18 protein-coding genes are annotated in these 19,499 nt (G+C 66.2%); 7 read left to right on the top strand and 11 right to left on the bottom strand.

Going from position 1 to position 19,499, the window contains the following annotated elements:
• Positions 1-53: 53 nt before the first annotated feature.
• The 3 genes from cydB to ACTWPB_RS03025 all read right to left on the bottom strand — a co-directional run bounded on the left by cydB (position 54) and on the right by ACTWPB_RS03025 (position 3,589).
• On the bottom strand, positions 54-1,082 hold the full coding sequence (cydB, locus tag ACTWPB_RS03035) for a cytochrome d ubiquinol oxidase subunit II (RefSeq protein WP_446224212.1): 1,029 nt from the start codon (positions 1,080-1,082) through the stop codon (positions 54-56).
• A 9-nt stretch (positions 1,083-1,091) separates the two neighbouring features.
• Complete coding sequence (locus tag ACTWPB_RS03030; RefSeq protein WP_446224211.1) at positions 1,092-2,546, bottom strand: cytochrome ubiquinol oxidase subunit I; 1,455 nt, start codon at positions 2,544-2,546, stop codon at positions 1,092-1,094.
• Between the two features lie 137 nt (positions 2,547-2,683).
• Positions 2,684-3,589 (bottom strand): aminodeoxychorismate lyase, encoded by a 906-nt coding sequence (locus ACTWPB_RS03025; protein WP_446224210.1) that lies wholly within the window; start codon positions 3,587-3,589, stop codon positions 2,684-2,686.
• A gap of 122 nt (positions 3,590-3,711) precedes the next feature.
• Between ACTWPB_RS03025 and ygfZ the strand changes: the two genes are divergently transcribed.
• From ygfZ to ACTWPB_RS03005, 4 genes are all read left to right on the top strand, one after another.
• On the top strand, positions 3,712-4,815 hold the full coding sequence (gene ygfZ, locus ACTWPB_RS03020) for a CAF17-like 4Fe-4S cluster assembly/insertion protein YgfZ (RefSeq protein ID WP_446224209.1): 1,104 nt from the start codon (positions 3,712-3,714) through the stop codon (positions 4,813-4,815).
• On the top strand, positions 4,812-5,495 hold the full coding sequence (locus ACTWPB_RS03015; RefSeq protein WP_446224208.1) for an MOSC domain-containing protein: 684 nt from the start codon (positions 4,812-4,814) through the stop codon (positions 5,493-5,495). Before ygfZ ends, ACTWPB_RS03015 begins: the two co-directional genes overlap by 4 nt.
• Before the next feature lie 31 nt (positions 5,496-5,526).
• Positions 5,527-6,477 (top strand): asparaginase, encoded by a 951-nt coding sequence (locus ACTWPB_RS03010; protein WP_446224207.1) that lies wholly within the window; start codon positions 5,527-5,529, stop codon positions 6,475-6,477.
• Between the two features lie 175 nt (positions 6,478-6,652).
• Entirely contained in the window at positions 6,653-6,880 is a 228-nt protein-coding gene (locus tag ACTWPB_RS03005) for a DUF3073 domain-containing protein (RefSeq protein ID WP_266297215.1), read from the top strand.
• Positions 6,881-7,172: 292 nt separating this feature from the next.
• Here the strand turns inward: ACTWPB_RS03005 and purM are convergent, their stop codons facing one another.
• The 6 genes from purM to ACTWPB_RS02975 all read right to left on the bottom strand — a co-directional run bounded on the left by purM (position 7,173) and on the right by ACTWPB_RS02975 (position 14,275).
• A complete protein-coding gene (gene purM / locus ACTWPB_RS03000) occupies positions 7,173-8,252 on the bottom strand; it encodes a phosphoribosylformylglycinamidine cyclo-ligase (RefSeq protein ID WP_446224206.1) in 1,080 nt (359 codons plus the stop codon).
• Positions 8,253-8,335: 83 nt separating this feature from the next.
• Positions 8,336-10,024, bottom strand: a complete 1,689-nt coding sequence (locus ACTWPB_RS02995) for an ABC transporter ATP-binding protein (protein ID WP_446224205.1) — start codon at positions 10,022-10,024, stop codon at positions 8,336-8,338.
• A complete protein-coding gene (locus ACTWPB_RS02990; protein ID WP_446224204.1) occupies positions 10,017-10,967 on the bottom strand; it encodes an ABC transporter permease in 951 nt (316 codons plus the stop codon). The genes ACTWPB_RS02995 and ACTWPB_RS02990 overlap by 8 nt, the downstream gene beginning before the upstream one ends.
• Entirely contained in the window at positions 10,968-12,008 is a 1,041-nt protein-coding gene (locus ACTWPB_RS02985; RefSeq protein ID WP_446226219.1) for an ABC transporter permease, read from the bottom strand. It abuts the gene before it with no gap.
• 68 nt (positions 12,009-12,076) lie between these two features.
• Positions 12,077-13,663, bottom strand: a complete 1,587-nt coding sequence (locus ACTWPB_RS02980) for an ABC transporter substrate-binding protein (RefSeq protein ID WP_446224203.1) — start codon at positions 13,661-13,663, stop codon at positions 12,077-12,079.
• Between the two features lie 300 nt (positions 13,664-13,963).
• Entirely contained in the window at positions 13,964-14,275 is a 312-nt protein-coding gene (locus ACTWPB_RS02975; RefSeq protein ID WP_446224202.1) for a type I restriction-modification enzyme R subunit C-terminal domain-containing protein, read from the bottom strand.
• Positions 14,276-14,579: 304 nt separating this feature from the next.
• Here ACTWPB_RS02975 and ACTWPB_RS02970 point away from each other — a divergent pair, with 304 nt between their 5' ends.
• A complete protein-coding gene (locus tag ACTWPB_RS02970) occupies positions 14,580-15,248 on the top strand; it encodes a hypothetical protein (protein WP_446224201.1) in 669 nt (222 codons plus the stop codon).
• A 76-nt stretch (positions 15,249-15,324) separates the two neighbouring features.
• On the opposite strand, the gene purF is transcribed toward ACTWPB_RS02970, so the two are convergent.
• Positions 15,325-16,890: an amidophosphoribosyltransferase gene (gene purF, locus ACTWPB_RS02965; protein WP_446224200.1), complete on the bottom strand. Its 1,566-nt coding sequence runs from the start codon at positions 16,888-16,890 to the stop codon at positions 15,325-15,327.
• A gap of 205 nt (positions 16,891-17,095) precedes the next feature.
• On the opposite strand from purF, the gene ACTWPB_RS02960 reads away from it, so the two are divergent.
• Positions 17,096-18,514, top strand: coding sequence for a YhgE/Pip domain-containing protein (locus ACTWPB_RS02960; protein WP_446224199.1), 1,419 nt, complete (start codon positions 17,096-17,098; stop codon positions 18,512-18,514).
• Positions 18,515-18,534: 20 nt separating this feature from the next.
• Here the strand turns inward: ACTWPB_RS02960 and ACTWPB_RS02955 are convergent, their stop codons facing one another.
• The gene (locus ACTWPB_RS02955; protein WP_446224198.1) at positions 18,535-18,948 is read right to left on the bottom strand and encodes a sterol carrier family protein; all 414 of its coding nucleotides are present in this window, start codon (positions 18,946-18,948) and stop codon (positions 18,535-18,537) included.
• A gap of 107 nt (positions 18,949-19,055) precedes the next feature.
• Here ACTWPB_RS02955 and ACTWPB_RS02950 point away from each other — a divergent pair, with 107 nt between their 5' ends.
• Positions 19,056-19,454 (top strand): HicB family toxin-antitoxin system, encoded by a 399-nt coding sequence (locus tag ACTWPB_RS02950; protein ID WP_446224197.1) that lies wholly within the window; start codon positions 19,056-19,058, stop codon positions 19,452-19,454.
• Positions 19,455-19,499 lie beyond the last annotated feature (45 nt).

Here is a 19,499-nt window from a genome sequence, read left to right as displayed (position 1 = left end):
GCGTCCGACCTTTCGCGAGCGAAACCTTCTCGGGACGAGGCCGACTCCATCGGTCAGCCTTTACCGCTCAACGGCAAACCCACCGGCGGCGGAATCTGTTCCACCCGAATCCGCTGCCGGAAAACCCAATAGGTCCACCCCTGATAAATCAGCACCACCGGCGTAGCGATCAACGCCGCCCAGCTCATCACCTTCAACGTATACGGCGTCGACGACGCGTTGTAGATGGTGAGGTCGTAGAGCGGACTGATGGTCGAGGGCAGCACATTCGGATACATCGACCCGATGATCAACACCGTCGCCGAGACAACAGTAAGCGTCGTGCCGGCAAAGGCCCATCCATCACGCCCCGCGGAATTGGCTACCGCGGCGAGAACAAGCCCGAGCACGGCCGTCACCAGAACAATCCAGGTCCACCCGGCGCCATAGGCGAGCTGAGTCCACAACCCGAATCCGCCGACCACCACCGCGGTGGGCATCAGCAGCAATCCGGCGATCCGCAAGGCATCCGTCCGAACCTCACCCGCCGTCTTGAGCACCAGGAACATCGCACCGTGCAGCGCGAAGAGAACAGCGGTGGTCAACCCACCGAGTAACGCGTACGGGCTGAGCAGATCCCCGACCGAACCGACGATCTGCTTGTCCGCGTTCAACGGCACGCCCCGCACCATATTCGCGAACACCCATCCCCAGGCCAGCGCCGGAATCCACGATCCGATCCCGATCCCGATATCACACCAGGCCCGCCACTTCGGATCATTGATCTTGCCCCGGTATTCGATCGCGCACACGCGCAGAATCAGCGCGACCAGCAGGAGCAGCAGCGCCAGATAGAACCCCGAGAACACGCTGGCGTACCACTCGGGAAATGCCGCGAAAAGCGCCCCGGCCGCGGTGATCAGCCACACCTCGTTGCCGTCCCAGACCGGCCCGATCGTATTGAGCACCACACGCCTGCGCGCATCGGCGCCCTTACCGAGTATCGGCATCAGCATGCCGACGCCGAAGTCGAATCCTTCGAGCACGAAGTAGCCGGTGAACAGCACGCCGATCAAGATGAACCAGAACTGTTGCAGACCCATCGTCGGCTCCTAGTACGCGAAGGAAAGCTGGGGAGTATCCGAGTCGGCCGAACTCGCCGCGTGCACCTGCGTGTCCGGCCCCTCGACGACATAGCGCCGCATCAGGTAGAACCACACCATCGCGAGCGCACCGTAGAGCAGCGTGAACACCGCCAGCGAGAACAGCACGGTGCCGGCATCGTGTTCGGAGACCGCCTGCTGCACCGTCATTCGAATGTTCGGATCACCGGTTGGATTGGGCACCACCGCCCACGGCTGACGCCCCATCTCGGTGAACACCCATCCCGCGGCATTGGCGAGGAACGGCGTGGGGATCGCGAGCAGGCTCAGCCAGGCGAACCATCGCTGATTCGGCACCCGGCCACCGCGCGTCACCCAGAATCCGGCCAGCAGCAGCAGCACCGACCCGCCTGCCAGCCCGATCATGGCGCGGAAGGACCAGTAGGTGACGAACAGGTTGGGCCGATAGTCGCCGGGCCCGTACGCGACGTTGTAGGTCTTCTGTAGATCGACCACACCGTCGAGCGTCACCCCGGTGAACTCACCCTTGGCGAGATAGGGCAGCACATAGGGCACCTCGAGTACGTGAACCACACTGTCGCAATTGTTGTGCGTGCCGACGGTGAGAATGGAGAAGTCGGGATCAGTCGCCGTGTGGCACAACGATTCCGCCGATGCCATCTTCATCGGCTGCTGTTCGAACATCAGCTTGCCTTGGATATCACCGGTGAAGATCAGCGCGACACCCGACAGCGCGACCACCACCAGCGACGCGCGTCCCACCGGTCGCCACATTGTCCGCGCCGCTTCGAGTTTCGCGGGATCGCCACTGCGCGCGTTGCGCACCATCCACCATCCCGCGATACCGGCCACGAAGGTGCCCGCGGTGAGAAACGCGCCCGCCACCACATGCGGAAACGCAGCCAATGCCGTGTTGTTGGTCAGCAGCGCCCCAATGCTTTCCAGCTCAGCACGTCCGGTCTCCGGGTTGTACCGCGCGCCTACTGGGTGCTGCATGAAGGAATTGGCCGCGACGATGAAGAAGGCCGACGCGTTCACTCCGATGGCGACGATCCAGATCGTCGCCAAGTGCACCAGCTTGGGCAGCCGGGTCCACCCGAAGATCCACAATCCGATGAACGTCGACTCCATGAAGAAGGCGATCAGCGCTTCCAAAGCCAGTGGCGCACCGAAGACGTCGCCGATGAAGCGGGAGTATTCGCTCCAGTTCATCCCGAACTGGAATTCCTGCACGATGCCCGTCGCGACCCCGAGGGCGAAGTTGATCAGGAACAGTTTGCCGAAGAATTTGGTCAGCCGGTACCAGCGTTCATTGCCCGTGACCACCCAGGCGGTCTGCATCATCGCGATCAGCGGAGCCAGACCGATGGTCAGTGGAACGAACAGGAAGTGGTAGACGGTCGTGATCCCGAACTGCCACCGGGAGACATCAAGGGTGTCCATCCGACCTCCACCGATCTACTACGACGACTTGTAGTAGATCGTACGCCGGGATTCACCGCACTAGAGCGTGACAACCGCCACGGCGCGCGGAAAAGCCCGTTCCGCAGGGGCACGCCCACCCGTGCCCCACGCACGGATCACCAGTCGCCGATGGTCCCCGGCCGTTCGATGCCGCGGTCGACCATGTCGATGATCTCCTGAGCATTGCCGGGGGCCGACATGCGCACACCGTCGAGCTGGTTCACTCGGGCGGCGAGGGTGATACTCGACAGCAGCCAGATGCTGTCACAGTCGAAAAGGTCTGCGGTGAACAGTGTCTGGTACTTGCAGGACCACCCCGCCTTCTCCGCCACGTTGAACAGCGCCCGCTGCGTGACACCGGGCAGCACACCGCTCTTGGCCGGCACGGTAATGAGTTCCTTGCCGCGGGCGATCACCACCGACGAGCGCGGTCCCTCCAGGACCTTGTGTTCGGTGCTGTGGAAGATCACGTCCTCGGCGCCCATCCGCCGCGCGAACCGCAGCGCCGCCATATTGGTCGCGTACGACAGGGTCTTCGCGCCGAGCAGCTGCCACGGCGCCGCCTGCGCGAGGTCGACCGAGATGCCGCGCGCCAGCGACATCACCTTCACGCCCTCCGCGCGCGCCGTCGCGACCCGCGCGGGCACCGGGGAGACGAGCACATACGCGGTGGGCTGCGGGTCCTCCGGCGCCAGTTCCGAGCGCGGCGCGTCGAATTCCGAGTCGCGACCGCGGGTGTAGATCAGCCGCAACATCCCTTCCTCTTCCGATCCCCATTCCTTCACGGCCAGTTCCACCGCGGTGCGCCATCTCGACAGACCCGGCTCCGGTAGTTCCAGCGCCTGCGCCGAACGACGCAGCCGCGCCAGGTGGAATTCCAGCGCGGTGGCCGTGCCGCCGCGCACCAAAATCGTTTCGAATACTCCATCGCCGCGTAGCGCGCCGATGTCGTCGGCATACAGCGACGGCACGTTCGCGTCAGCGACCGTTCCGTCGAGTGTCACAAGAACCCGTTCTCCCATGTGCCGAGCGTAGGCGTTATCGCTCTGTTATGCCTACGGCTGGATCGAATCGAGCTCGCGACGCGCACCGTGAGGACGACCAGGTTCAGCGCGTGCCGGCAGACGCGCCTACAGTGGGTGTCGTGTCACAGGTCGTCGTCCCCAGTCCTGTTCTCCATACGCCGGGTGCCGTCGCGGGTGCTCCCGACACTCCGGACGCCGCGGTCGCCTGGCATTACGGTGACCCGTTCGGAGAACAGAAGGCTGCCGCGGAGCGGGTCGCGGTCGTGGATCGCTCCCATCGCAGCCTCGCGACGATCACCGGCGCCGAGCGCCTGACCTGGCTGCACACCATCACCAGCCAGCACATCGCCGCGCTGCCCGACGCGCACAGCGCCGAAACGCTCGACCTCGATCTCAACGGCCGCGTCCTCAATCACTTCGTCCTCACCGACCTCGACGGCACCCTGTGGCTCGATACCGAGGCCGACCGCGGCGCCGCGCTGCTGGCGTTCCTGAAGAAGATGGTGTTCTGGGCCGACGCCAAACCCGAGGCCGCCCCCGATCACGCCGTCCTGAGCCTGCTGGGCCCGCGAGTGGACACGCTGCTCGACGCGCTGGGCATCACACAGCTGCCCGAGACCTACGTCGCCGCCGCGCTGCCCGGTGGTGGCTTCCTGCGCCGGATGCCGGACTCGTTCGACCTGATCGTCCCCCGGACCGAGCTGTCGGCATGGTGGACCAAGCTCACCGCGGCCGGGGCCGCTCCGGCGGGCATGTGGGCCTACGAGGCGCTGCGAGTGGCCGCGCTGCGGCCCCGCATCGGCGTCGACACCGACGAACGCACGATCCCGCATGAGACCCGCTGGATCGGCGGCATCGCCGAGCACGGGGCCGTCCACCTCAACAAGGGGTGCTACCGCGGGCAGGAAACCGTCGCCCGGGTCCACAATCTCGGCAAGCCCCCACGCAATCTCGTGCTCCTGCACCTCGACGGCTCGGCCGACGAGCGCCCGTCGACCGGTGACGACGTGACCGCGGGTGGCCGCACCGTCGGCCGCCTCGGCACCGTCATCGACCACTACGAACTGGGCCCGATCGCCCTGGCCCTGGTCAAGCGTTCGGTTCCCGCGGGCACCGAACTCGTGGTCGGCAGCATGGCCGCCGCCATCGACCCCGACTCGATCCCCGCCGACGACACCGAGCAGGCGGGGCGCGCCGCCGTCAACCGGTTGCGCGGGCGATGAACCGTCCGGTCCTGCGCGTGGGCGATACCGGCCGCGTCGAGGCCGTGTGCGTCGTGCACGCCGAGATCGAGGTCCGTACGCGCGTCGGCCGCACCGCCATCGACAAGCGTCCTGTCGATGGCCGCGTAGCCGTGGCCGCGCTCGGTCTGGCCGGTGACCATGTCTGCGACACCGCCAACCACGGCGGCATCGACCAGGCCGTCTACGCCTACGCCGAGGAGGACGCCCGCCGCTGGGCCGGTGAACTCGACCGCGAACTACCCGCGGGCTGGTTCGGCGAGAACCTGCGCCTGACCGGCCTCCCGGTCAGCGACGCGGTGCTCGGCGCGCACTGGGCGATCGGCGACACCCTCCTCGAGGTGAGCGCGCCCCGCGTGCCCTGCGCGACCTTCCAGCAGTGGTCCGGCGAACCGCGCTGGGTGAAACGCTTCGCCCTGCGATCCGATACCGGCGCCTACTTCCGGGTGCTCACCGAGGGCACGATCGGCGCGGGCGACGAAGTCCGCGTGGTTCACGTCCCCGAACACGGCATCACCGTGCGCGATCTGTTCACCGGCGCCGACCCCGCCCGCCTCGAACGCCTGCGCGCGGAAGAACCGACGATCTCCGCCGACGTGCACATGCAGATCGACCGCCACACCAGAACCCGCACCGAGGTCACTGTGGAGGTCCGGGCATGAACGGTCCACAGGTCAGCACGGAGGTCAGCGCATGAGTGTCGAATTGGTCGAAGTCGTCCGTTCCGGTTTCCGTGAGTGCGTGCACCGCGGTTCCGTCGTGATCCTCGACGCCTTCGGCACCCCCACCCTCGAACTCGGCGAGATCCACGGCCCGATCTTCCCGCGCTCCACCAACAAGCCGATGCAGGCACTGGCCCTGCTGCGCAACGGTTTCGACCCGGTCGACGACGACGAACTCGCCATCGCCACCGCCTCCCACTTCGGTGAACCCGACCACATCGCCCTCGTCCGTCGCCTGCTCGACCGTTTCGGCTACACCGCCGCGGACCTCGCCTGCCCACCCGACCTGCCCTTCGAGGAAAAGGCCCGCGCCGCCGCGATCACCGGCGAAGGCCCGAGCCCGCTGTACATGAACTGCTCCGGCAAACACGCCGCGATGCTGGCGACCTGCGCGATCAACGACTGGCCGCGCACCGGATATCTCGAGATCGAGCACCCACTCCAGCAAGCGGTCCTGGCCACCGTCGCCGACGTCACCGGCGAACCGGAGACCGATCTGGGCATCGACGGCTGCGGCCTGCCGATCGTGCCCGTCTCGCTGATCAACCTCGCGCGCGCGTTCGCCGGCTTCACCACGGCCGAATCCGGCACCGCGCCGCGCCGGATCGCCGACGCCGTTCGGGCGAATCCACGAGTGATTTCCGGCACGAGCGGGCCGGATCTACTGGCCATGTCGGCGACCCCCGGACTGTTCTGCAAGATCGGCGCCGACGGCGTCCACGCGGGTGCGCTACCCGACGGAAGGGCCTTCGCGTACAAGATCGAAGACGGTCACGATCGGGCCAGGATGCCGCTGACGCTGGCGATTCTGCGCGAACTCGGCGTCGAGTGGACCGATCAGCACACTCAGCTCGCGGCCACCGCGGTGTTCGGCGGCGACGCCAGAGTCGGTGTGATCCGGGCGATCCCGGGAGTCATCTGAGACCGGGCGGTCTGGGCGAAGACGGGGCAAACCGGGGCGCTTCGACAGGTCTTCACCCACTCCTGGGAGCGCGACGGTCTGACACACGCTAAAGTGTCTGTCAGGAAGAGTATTAATTCGAACGGGGCCGCCAACAAACCCCAGGCCGCCCCGCAGTGACGCGAGGGGGTCAGCCATGGGCCGTGGCCGGGCTAAGGCAAAGCAGACCAAAGTCGCACGTGAGCTCAAGTACAGCTCCGCGCCGACCGACTTCGCGAGCCTTCAGCGCGAGCTGTCGGATAGCGATGCTCCGCCCTACTCCCAACCAAGGAGTGGTGCAGTGCTGTCCGATGAGCATGATGCGGACGAGTCGCCGTCTCGTTGGAACGACGAGGACGACGGCTACGACAGCTGGCGCCGCTGACCTGACAGCGACGAAGGGGGAGGCCGGCCGGCCTCCCCCTTCCAGCCGTTCTCAGGTGAGTGACGACAGGCTCGCAGTAGCAGTTACGGCGAATACCTGAATACGCGACGAGCGTCCTGTGCATGCACAGGACGCTCGTCGTGTTCGCTCGCCTCGAGGCCCCGGCCACTCCGAGCCGCCGCGCAATCGCTCCGGGTACGGGTTAACCGATCAGCGACCGGAACAAACCCCCTCAACGCAGCTGAGCCGGGTCGCGGCAATCGCGACCCGGCTCAGTGGTGTTTGTCGTTGCTCAGAACCTGGGGTGGTCGCCCAGCAGCACCGCACGCGGCGCTTCGACATCGGCGGCCTTCTTGACCTGACCCAGTGTCCAGCAGTCGATGTGGCGGGCGGTGAGCACCGCCAGCGCACGATCGGCGTCCTCGGGCGCCACGATCGCGACCATGCCGACGCCCATGTTGAACGTCTTCTCCATCTCGATGCGCTCCACGCGTCCGCGCTGGGCGATCATCTTGAACACCGGTGCCGGGTTCCAGGTGCCACGATCCAGCTCGGCCACCAGGCCCGCGGGCAGCACGCGCGCCAGGTTGGCGGCCAGGCCACCACCGGTGACGTGCGAGAAGGTGCGCACATCGGTTTCGGCGATCAGCGCGAGGCAGTCCTTGGCGTAGATGCGGGTCGGCTCGAGCAGTTCCTCACCGAGGGTGCGGCCGAACTCCTCGACGTGGCCGGTGAGCGACATCCGGTCGATGTCGAGCAGCACCTTGCGGGCGAGGCTGTAGCCGTTGGAGTGCAGACCCGACGAGCCCATCGCGATGACGACGTCACCGGGACGCACCCGGTCGGGACCGAGCACCGAGTCGGCTTCGACAACGCCGACGCCCGTAGCAGACAGGTCGTAGTCATCGGGATCCATCAGACCCGGGTGCTCGGCGGTCTCGCCACCGAGCAGTGCGCAACCGGCCTTGATGCAACCCTCGGCGATGCCGGAGACCAGCTCGGCGACCTTCTCCGGGATGACCTTGCCGATGGCGATGTAGTCCTGCAGGAACAGCGGCTCGGCGCCACACACCACCAGGTCGTCGACGACCATGGCGACCAGATCCAGCCCGACGGTGTCGTGCTTGTCCAGCGCCTGGGCGACGGCGATCTTGGTGCCGACGCCGTCGGTGGAGGCGGCGAGCAGCGGTTCCCGGTATCCGCCCTTGAGCGCGAACAGCCCGGCGAAGCCGCCGATACCGCCCTGCACCTCGGGTCGGCTGGCCTTCCTGGCCAATGGTCCGAACAATTCGACGGCGCGGTCACCGGCTTCGATGCTCACGCCTGCCGCGGCGTAGGAAGCGCCTGCACCGCTGGGTGTCTGTTCAGTCATCGTGGGGGAAAGCTCCAAACCGAATCGGCGGATAGATGCCTAGTAACTCTAAGCGATCCGCCAGTCCGGGTGTCGTGCGGCTCCTAGCTCATTGTTCCTCGCTCGGTGGCGAATGTCGGCGCTTCGCGCAGGTCGGCGGCGATCTCGGCGCGGCGGCGCCGCTGTTCGACCGGGTCGGGGACCGGAACGGCGGCAACGAGGCGGCGGGTGTACTCGTGGTGCGGGTTGCGCAGGATCTGTTCGTTGTCGCCTTCCTCGACGCAGGATCCCTCGCGCAGGACCATGATCCGGTCCGCCAGCTGGTCGACGACGGCGAGGTCGTGGCTGATGAACAGACACGCCCAACCGCAACCACGCTGCAACTCGGCGAACAGCTCGAGCACCGCCGCCTGCACCGACACATCCAGCGCACTGGTCGGCTCGTCGGCCACGAGCAGATCCGGGTCGAGCACGAGCGCCCGCGCCAGACTGGCCCGCTGACGCTGCCCACCGGACAGTTCGTGGGGATATCGGTTTTCGGTGCCCGCGGGCAGCTGCACGTCGTCGAGCATGTGCCTGACCCGCTCGCGGATGCTCGCCTTGTCGCCGATGCCGTGCACGACCAGGGGTTCGGCGACGCATTCGCCGACGGTCAGGCGCGGGTTGAGCGACCCCGCCGGGTCCTGGAACACGAACCCGAACCGCCGCCGGATCGGCCGCAGTTTTCGCTGGGACAGCTCCGCGATGTCCTGGCCACGAATCAGCACGTGCCCCTCGCTCGGCCGCTGTAGCGCGGCCACACAGCGCCCGATGGTCGACTTGCCCGACCCCGACTCGCCGACCAGCCCCAGGGTCTCCCCCGGCCTGATCTGCAAGCTGACGCCGTCGACCGCACGGAAAGCGGGCCGCCCGAACGGCCCGGGGAACGTGACCACCAGATCCTTCACATCCAGCACCGGCGCGACCGTCCGGTCGACCGCGGGCCGCTCGATAGTCGCCGCACCCAGATGCGGAACAGCATCGAGCAGCGCCTTGGTGTAGTCGGCCTTCGGGCTCGCGAACAGCTCGTGGACGGGCGCCTGTTCGACCACCTCGCCCGCGCGCATCACCACCACCCGGTCGGCCAGGTCGGCGACGACACCCATGTTGTGGGTGATCAGCACGATCGCGCTGCCGTGCCGATCACGCAGATCCCGCAGCAGTTCCAGGATCTCGGCCTGCACGGTGACATCGAGCGCGGTGGTCGGCTCGTCGGCGATGATCACCTTCGGCTCACACGAAATGGCGATCGCGATCATCACGCGCTGCTTCTGCCCGCCGGAGAGCTGATGCGGGTAGTAGTCCACCCGATGCTCGGGATCGGGCAGCCCGACCGTGCGCAGCAGCTCGATCGCTTTGGCCTTGGCGGCTTTTCGGCTCATCCCACTGTGCGCGCGCAGTGCCTCACAGATCTGGAACCCGACCGTGAACAGCGGGTCGAGCGCACGCGCCGGTTCCTGGAACACCATCGACACCTCGCCACCGCGCAGTGCGGTGAGCTGACGTTCGGTCATCGAGGTGACCGGCCGATCGCCGATGGTGATCAGCCCGCGCACCGACGCCGAATGCGGCAGCAGCCCGATCGCGGTGCGCGAACTCACCGACTTGCCCGACCCGGACTCCCCGACGATGGCGAGCACCTCACCGGGGAACACCTCGTAGGACACATTGCGCACCGCGTTCACGGGGCCGCTGTCGGTCGAAAAGGTGACCGAAAGGCCCGAAACAGCCAGTGCGGCAGTCTTCTCACTCATCGACTGTTTCCTTGTCTGCCGAGGTGACCGCACGCCTGGTGCGCAGCAGCGGATTCAGCGTTTCGTCGAGGCTCTCGCCGACCAGCGTCATCCCGAGTACCACCAGCACGATCGCGGTTCCGGGGAAGATCGAGGTCCACCAGATGCCGTTGGAGACATCGTTGAGCGCCTTGTTCAGGTCGTAGCCCCACTCGGCGGCCTGGGTCGGCTCGATGCCGAATCCGAGGAAGCCGAGCGCAGCGAGGGTGAGGATGGCGTCGGCGGCGTTGATCGTGACGATCACCGGCAGCGAGCCGGTGACGTTGGACAGGATGTGCCGGAACATGATTCGCGCCGTCGACGCGCCGGTCACCCGGGCGGCGTCCACATACGGCTCGGTCTTCACCGCGACCGTCGCGTTGCGCACCACCCGGAAGTACTGCGGCACATAGACAACCGTGATCGCGATGGCCGCCGACAGCATGCCGCCGAGACTGCTCGACGTACCACCGGCGACGACGATCGACACCACGATGGCGAGCAGCAGCGACGGGAACGCGTAGATGGCGTCCATGATCAGCACCAGTGTCTTGTCCACCCAGCGCCCCACATACCCCGACAGCAGGCCGAGCGGCACCCCGATCAGCAGCGACAGCGTCACCGAGATCGCGATCACCAGCAGCGCGGTGCGTGCGCCGAACAGCACCCGTGAGAGCACGTCCTCGCTGCGCACCGAGGTTCCGAACCAGTGCTCGGCCGACGGACCCTGCTGCGGCACGAAAGCCACACCGTCAGCGGTGTTCTGGGCCAGCCCGTAGGGCGCGAGCAACGGCGCGAACGCCGCCACGAGCACGAACACCGCGACCAGCACCAACCCGGTGATGAGGGTGACCCGTTGCAGTCCAACGGTTTTCGACAACAGCTCGGCGCCGGGCAGACGCCGGCGTTTCACAGCGGTGCCCATCTAGAACCTCACCCTCGGGTCGATCAGCGCGACGATGGCGTCGACGACGAAGCTCATCACCGCGACGACCAGCGCGATGAACGCCACGATGCCCTGCACCGCGATGAAGTCGCGCGCCCGCAGATACTCGGCGAGCTGATAGCCCAAGCCTTTCCACTCGAACGTGGTCTCGGTGAGCACCGCGCCGCCGAGCATCATCGCGATGCACATGCCCATCACCGTGATGATCGGGATCAGGGCGTTGCGCACCGCGTGCCTGCCGGCGACCACCCGCGTGGACAACCCGCGCGCCCGCGCCGCCTCGACGAAATCGCTGCGCAGCGTCTGGATCAGGTTCACCCGCACCAGCCGCAGGAAGATGCCGCCGGTGAGCAACCCCAATGCCACCGCGGGCAGCACCGCGTGTTCGAGCACGTCGAGCACATAGGACGGTTCGCCGTAGAGGATCGAATCGACGATCAGGATGTTCGTCTTCGGCGAAACATGTTGCAGCGCGAGCTCTACATCCGTGCTGGCCCGCCCGCCGACCGGGAACCAGCCGAGCCACACCGAGAAGATCAGCTTGAGCAGCATGCCGACGAAGAACACCGGCGCGGCGTAGGCGAGCACCGCGGCGAACCGCAGAAACGCGTCCGAGGGCGTATCCCGGTGTGTCGCCGCGTATCTGCCCAGCGGAACGCCGACAGCGAACGCGACGAGCAGGCCCCAGAAGACGAGTTCGAAGGTGGCGGCACCATAGGTGATCACCACCTCGCTGATCTGCTGGTTGTCCTGGGTCCGCCCGAAATCACCGTGCAGAAAACCGGTGATGTACTCCCAATATTGCGTCAGGATAGGGCGATTGAGCCCCGCGGCTTCCTTGCGGTCCTCGATCTGATCCTGGGTCAGTCGACCTCCCATGGCCGCGCTGATCGGGTCGCCGATCACCCGCATCAGGAAGAACACCACTGTCACCAGCAACCACGCGGTCGGCAGAATCAGCAACAGCCGAATCAGCAGGTACCGCAGCAAAGCCACCTGGCGGGAACCCCTGCCGCGCATCCACCCGAAACGCTGCGCCCGGACCGGTGATCCGGGCGCAGCGGCAACGTCGCTCACTTGCGCGTCGCCTACTTGCTCAGCACCGTGAAGCGGAACTTGAACGAGCCGTCGAGGGTCTGATCGACACCGTTGACGCCCGGCTTCGATACCGCGACCTGCTTACCCGAGAGCAGCGGCAGGGTCGGCAGGAAGTTCTGCGCCAGATCGGTCTGGATCTTCTTCAGGAGCTCGGTCCGCTTCGCCGGGTCGGATTCGGTGGCCTCGGCGGTCAGCTGAGCGTTGATGCCGGGGTTCTCGAAGTGCGACTGCAGGAAGTTGTTCGGGCCGAAGAACGGCGTCAGGTAGTTGTCGGCGTCCGGGAAGTCAGGGAACCAGCCGAACTGGTACATCGGGTAACCGTCGGAGGCACGCTCCTTCTGGTAGGTCACCCACTCGGTGGACTGCAGGTTCACCTTGAACAGGCCGGAGGCCTCGAGCTGGGACTTGACCGCCGCGTACTCCTCCGAGGAGCTGGAGCCGTAGTGGTCGGGGTTGTACTGCAGGTTCAGCGTCACCGGGGTGGCGACGCCCGCGTCGGCGAGGAATTTCGCGGCCGCGGCCTTGTCCGGCTTGGCGCCGTAGAGATCCTCGAGCGGCTCGGCCGAACCGGCCATGCCCGCGGGCACGTAGCCGAAGGCGGGCTGGTAGGTGCCCTTGTAGACGCCGGCGGCCAGCGCCTCGCGGTCGACGGAGGACGCGAATGCCTTGCGTACGGCCAGCTTCTGCTCCGGCGTGTCGCCCGGCATGGTGTTCATGTTGAACACGACGTAGCGCAGCTCGCCGCCGGGGCCGTCGGTGACCTTCACCTTGGAATCGGCTCGCAGGGAGTCGATATCGGTGGGGGTGAACGAGCGGTAGCCGACGTCGATGGCGCCGTTGCGCAGGTCCAGCTTCAGGTTGTCGGAGGTGGCGTAGTACTTGGTCGACACCGTGGTGTTCTTCGGCGTGCCGAGGATGCCCTGGTAGTCGGGGTTGGCCTGGTACTCGACCAGTTTGTTCTTGTCGTAGCTGCTGATCGTGTACGGCCCGGAGTAGCCCTTGGCCTTGACGACCTCGTCGTCGGTGGCGACCTTGTCGGCGGGCAGCGACTTCTCGTCGACGATCGGCCCGGCCTGGGTCGGCAGGATCGTCGGGAAGGTCTGATCATTGGCGACCTTCAGGGTGAACGCGACGGTGAGATCGTCGATCACATCGGTCTTGTCGAGATTGCCGAGCAGCGACGCGGGACCGTGCGGGTCGTTGATCTTGACCATCCGGTCGAAGGAGAATTTCACGCTCTTGGCGGTCAACGGGTTACCGTTGGCGAATTTCAGGCCGGACTTGATCTTGCAGGTAAAGACCGTGGGAGTGGTGAATTCGCACTTTTCCGCCGCATCGGGCTTGGGCGTGGTATCGCCCGGCGCGAAGTTCAGCAGATAGGAATAGATCTGGTTCTCCACCAGCAGCGAACCGTTGTCGTACGCCGCGGCGGGATCGAGCGAGAAGATCTTGTCGGTGGTGCCGACGACCAGGCCCGCACCGGAGCCCGCTTCATCGGTGCGGCCAGCGCCGCAACCGGCCAGCGCGGCGGCGACAGCGGCAGTAATACCCACCGCGGCAATCTGTTTCGCGCGCATACTTCGTGCCTTGTTCAACATCAGGTCCCATTCTCGAACGCCGCGCAGCCGTCGCACCCGGATCACAGGAGCGACGACTACATGGTGAGCTAGCGATATATCGAGGGACCGTACAGGTGAACCATTACCGGCCAGTTTCAAATGGTCCGAAACATTGCTGCCATGTTATGAACTAATCTTACGAAATTGCGGGTCACCGGAATACTCTCGTACACAACACAAAAGGGGCCGATCAGGTTTATCCTGTCGGCCCCTCACGCTACGCCGCTTCAGATTCAGCGAAGGTTCGGCGCGAAGCACTCACGCGGTCGTGGCTGTATACGGCTCCGCTGCCGCGTCATCCGGTTCGGCTGTGTGCCGGATTCGGTACAGGACGTCCTCGAGCTGCACGATCTGCGCTTCGTCGAACAGTCCATCCGGGCCGGTCCGGGCGATGCTCGTGAACGGCTGGTCGTAGCGGCTGTCGATGTCGAGCAGCCCACGGCGCGCGATCGCTTCTTTGATCTTGCCGAGGAAGCGGAGCTGATTGACGGAGAGGTTCTGGCCATCGAACACCGCGAACGCGTCATCGACGGCGCTACCGTGCAGGCCCGCCAGGGCGCGGGCGAACAAGCCGAGACCGCCATGGGCCTGTTTGGCTGCCTCGACAACGCACGATGCTCGGCGGGTCGTCCTGACGCGCCGAGAGCTGTTCGCGTGGATCGCGCACGGGCACATACGTTCCCGCCATGCCCAGCTACCTACACGAGGGTCTTCTGGAGTTGTTTCGCGCTGACCTGACTCTCGCTCCGACGCTGCTCGATGAAGCTTGCGACCTGTCCGTGCGGGCTACGTCGGTGCATCCGCCGAGCCGTGTGACTTCTCCGACGTCGGCCCCAAGGAATTCCGTGGCGATCTGGCACTGAGCCTGCACGACGTGGATGGCGCCGCAGTCCTTGGCATCTGTGTTGAAGTGCAGCTTTCGAGGAAGGATCAGAAGCGGTGGAGCTGGCCGGTCTATGTGGCGACGCTGCGCGCCCGGCTGAAGTGTCCAGTAGTGCTGTTGATAGTCGTGCCCAACAGCGAGATCGCCGCCTGGGCGGGGAACCCGATCGAAATCGGGCATCCGGGCTTCGCGCTGCGGCCACTGGTCATCGGCCCGGGTGACCTGCCCTTGGTCACCGACCCGGCCGAGGCCGCGTCATCGCCGGAACGAGCGGTCTTGTCAGCGATGGCCCACGGCGACGGTCCGCACAACAAAGAGGTGTTTCAGTCCCTGCTCACAGCGTTGATGAAGACCGATGACGAACGTGCGCGGATGTACCATGATCTGGTCGATGAGGTTTTGTCCGAGGCGGCCAGCCGACGGTTGGAGGAACTGATGACCATGACCTACGAATATCAGGGTCGGATAGCGCGCAAGTACGTCGCGCAAGGCCTCGAAGAGGGTGTTGCGACCAGCATCTTCACCGTGCTCAGCACTCGTGGTTTGGTTGTGTCCGATGCTCAGCGCCTCGAAATCGAGCAGTGCCGAGATATTTCCCAGCTGAACGAGTGGCTGAGCCGTGCAGTCACAGCCGCCACCTGCGCGGACGTTTTCGGCTGAGCGTCCCCGCGCGAATCACGGACGCCGACTCAGCCCCGGAACCGTCCGAGTTCCAGGGCTGAGTTGGTGATGCTTCCTAGGGGCGACTGAGCGCGTCCACGTTTGCGTTCTCGCCCAGCAGCTTCGACTCGGCCTTGCCCGAGAGCATCCCCTCGAGCACGTTCTTGCCGATGGCGGCCTCCGGCGGCAGTTCGATCGGGTAGTCGCCGGTGAAGCAGGCGGTGCACAGGCGCGAGCGCGGCTGTTCGGTGGCGGCGATCATGCCCTCGGTGGAGACGTAGCCGAGGGTGTCGGCGCCGATGGAGCGGCGCACGTTCTCGACCATGTCGGCGTAGCTGTCGTCGGCGCCGGTGCCGTTGGCGATCAGCTCCGCGCGCGAGGCGAAGTCGATGCCGTAGAAGCAGGGCCACTTCACCGGCGGCGACGCGATGCGCACGTGGATCTCGAGCGCACCGGCCTCACGCAGCATGCGGATCAGCGCGCGCTGGGTGTTGCCGCGCACGATGGAATCGTCGACGACGATCAGCCGCTTGCCGCGGATCACTTCCTTCAACGGGTTGAGCTTGAGCCGGATACCCAGCTGACGAATCGTCTGGCTCGGCTGAATGAAGGTGCGGCCCACGTAGGCGTTCTTCATCAGACCCTGGCCGTACGGAATGCCGGAGCCCTGGGCGTAACCGACCGCGGCGGGCGTGCCCGACTCGGGCACCGGGATCACCAGGTCGGCGTCGACCGGATGCTCCTTGGCCAGCTTGCGGCCGATCTCCACGCGGGTGGAGTGCACCGAGCGGCCGGCGATCGTGGTGTCGGGACGCGCCAGGTACACGAACTCGAAGACGCAACCCTTGGGTTCGGGATTGGCGAAACGCATGGAGCGCACGCCCTCGGAGTCGATGGCCAGCAGCTCGCCCGGCTCGATCTCGCGGACGAACGCGGCGCCGACGATGTCGAGCGCGGCGGTTTCGGACGCGACGACCCAGCCACGATCGAGCCTGCCGAGCACCAGCGGGCGCACGCCGTGCGGGTCACGCGCGGCGTAGAGGGTGTGCTCGTCCATGAAGGTGAGGCAGAACGCGCCGCGCAACTGCGGGAGCAGTTCCATCGCGGCGGCTTCGATGCTGGAGTCCGCCGAGGCGTGCGCCAGCAGCGCGGTGACGATATCGGAGTCGGAGGTGGCGCCGGTCATCTGCGGGCGGCCATCGATCACCCCGGCGCCGATCAAGCCGAGTTCGCGTGCGCGACCGGCCAATTCAGCGGTGTTCACCAGGTTGCCGTTGTGGCCGAGCGCCAGGCCGGAGCCCACGGAGGTGGTGCGGAAGATCGGCTGCGCGTTCTCCCAGGTGACGCCACCGGTGGTGGAGTAGCGACAGTGTCCGACGGCGATATGCCCCGGCATGGCCGCGAGAGTCTGCTCGTCGAAGACCTGGGACACCAGGCCGAGATCCTTGAAGACCAGGATCTGTGAACCATCGGAAACGGCGATTCCGGCCGCCTCCTGCCCGCGATGCTGCAGGGCGTACAGGCCGTAGTAGGTGAGCTTGGCCACGTCTTCGTCGGGAGCCCAGACGCCGAAGACGCCACACTCCTCGCGAGGGTCGTGTTCGATCTCGTCGGGGGTATTGGGCGTGGGGACGTTGGTCACCGTTTGCTCCCTGTTCGGGCGGGCTGGGGGAGTGTCAAGTCAGTGCACGGATGCGTCGACTGTTACTCCCCGGTTGCGTAGGGCTGGGCGCACTCGTCATTCTACGGGTGAATCATGGGCAGGTAGTACGCGCGCCCGCATCCCGGCAGCAATCCACGGTCCTGATCCCGCCGATCGGCCACAAAGAGCTGTTACGGTGCGGATCGTGACGACCGACGACAGCGCACACGATGCACCCCGTGGAACCGGGTCGAACAGTGAAAACGCCAGCTCGGAGCCAGCTGATTCCCAGCAGGCCCCCCTCGGCGAAGCGACGTTCGCCACACCGGTCCTCGATTGGCGTCACTGGCTCCGGATTGTGCTCTCGCCGACTGCGGTGCTGACCGCGCTCACCGCCCTGCTCGGCGTGATGTACCTCGGCTATATCGCCGACCCGGAGAAGAATCTGCACGACTTCCCGATCGCGCTGGTCAATTCCGATGTCGGTGACGTCATGGGCTCGGGCGATCAGCAACGGCAGGTCGATTTCGGCAAGCAGATCGCGGACGCGCTCGTCGCCGGCGTGCCCGCCGACAAGGTGGACCTGCGCGTCGTCGGCAAATCGGAGTCCGAGCATTTGCTGCGCACCGGACAGGTGTACGGCGCGATCGTCATCCCCGGCGATTTCAGCAAACGCCTGGGTATTCTCGGTACGGGCAGCATCGTGCCCGGTGAGATGGAACGGCCGATCATCACCCTGCAGGCCAATCCGCGCATGGGCGCCTACGGCGTCGGGATCATGGAGCGCATCGGCAATCAGGCGCTGACCGAGGTCGACAAGCAGGTCGGCCGCCAACTCACCGAGCAGGTCAAGGCCACCCTGGCCGAGACACCGCCGGGCGCACCGGTGCCGCAGGTGTCCGGCGCGGCGATGCTCACCCTCGAGAATCCGATCGATGTGGTCGCGCAGGACTTCCGTCCGCTGCCGAGCGGCACCGGGATCGGCCTCACCTCGTTCTTCTACGCGCTACTGGTGCTGCTGGCCGGCATGATCGGGGCGATGGTCATCCACACGATGACCGACTCCCAGCTCGGCTTCATGCCCACCGAGTACGGCCCCTGGTCCGTCCACTATCCGCCGACCCCGATCTCGCGCTTTCGCACCCTGCTCATCAAGTGGGGGGTATCGGCGCTGGTCGCGGTGGTCGCTTCGCTGGTATTCCTGCTGGTGGGGAAGGCGGTCGGCATGCCGATCGACGATCCGCTCGCCCTGTACCTGTTCTCGGTGCTCGCCATGATCGCGGTCGGCTGGACCGCGCTGATGACGCTGGCCGCGCTCGGCACCGCGGGTCTGCTGGTGAACCTGACCCTGTTCGTCATCCTCGGGCTGCCGTCCTCCGGCGGTACCGTCCCGATCGAGGCGACCCCGACCTATCTCGCGTGGCTCGCCGAATTCGAGCCGATGCACCAGGTGTTTCTCGGCGTGCGGTCGATCCTGTACTTCGAAGCCGACTACGAGGCGGGTCTGGACCGCGGCATCTGGATGTCGCTGCTCGGCATCGCGATCGCGATCGTCGGCGGCACGATCATCACCCGCTATTACGACTACAAGGGCCTGCACCGCAAGCACACCGCGGCCGCCTGAGCCCGGCGACCCGGTTGCCGCTACCCGGCGGCCGGGTCGGACTTCGCGGGCAACGCCACGATCGGCAGCCACCCCGCGATCTCCCCCGCCCTGGTCCCCGAGGCCGTCAACGCACCGGACTCGGCCGCCGCCTCGAACGCCAACAGCCCCGTGGCCAGCAACAACCACGTCCGCGGATCGGTCTCCACCACATTCGGCGGATTCCCCCTGGTATGCCGAGGCCCCTCGATACATTGCACGGCCACGAACGGCGGCACCCGAACCTCCACCGAATGCCCCGGCGCACTCCCCGCCAACGCCCGCACAGTCCCCTTCACCGCCGCCCCCAACTCCCGCCGCCCCGGCTCCGGCAACGTCGAATCCCGCAACCACTCCCCCACGTCCAACACAGCCGCCCGCACCTGCGCGGGGTCAACCACATTCCGTCCAGCCATACCCGAGACGCTACCGACCTCGGACAACCAGAGCCACCAGCCAGATGTCCGAATTGCACTGTCAACAAGGCGATCGCGCAGTGCAGGGAACAATGCACGGAGGAAGCATGACCACCTACCAGATCGACGTGTCCCGAGATGACCGCTGGTGGATGATCCGAATCCCACAGCTGGACGGTGTCAACGGCAACATCGAAGGCCTCACCCAGGCACGTCGCTACGCCGACATCATCAAGGAAGCAACCGACTACATCTGCACAGTCGCCGACGTGGCTCCCTCGACTATCGAACTCGCAATCACGGCCCATGTAGGCGGTACAGATGTGACGGCCGCCGCGGAAGAAGTCTCACAAGCGCGCGCCGAGGCTGCCCGCCAGGAAGCGCACGCCATGAAGGTCGCGACGGCGACTGCTCGACGACTGGCCACTGACGGCGTACCGGTCCGCGACATCGGCGCTGTACTCGGCGTGACGTTCCAGCGAGCATCACAGCTGGCCAATTCCTGACCCGGTCCTTCCCCTGGCTCGACCACCGATCTATCGCCCCACCGC

This window comes from Nocardia sp. IBHARD005 (assembly GCF_052814245.1).
Note: the sequence above shows the minus strand (reverse complement) of the source record. Positions and strands in the feature narration are given on the sequence as shown.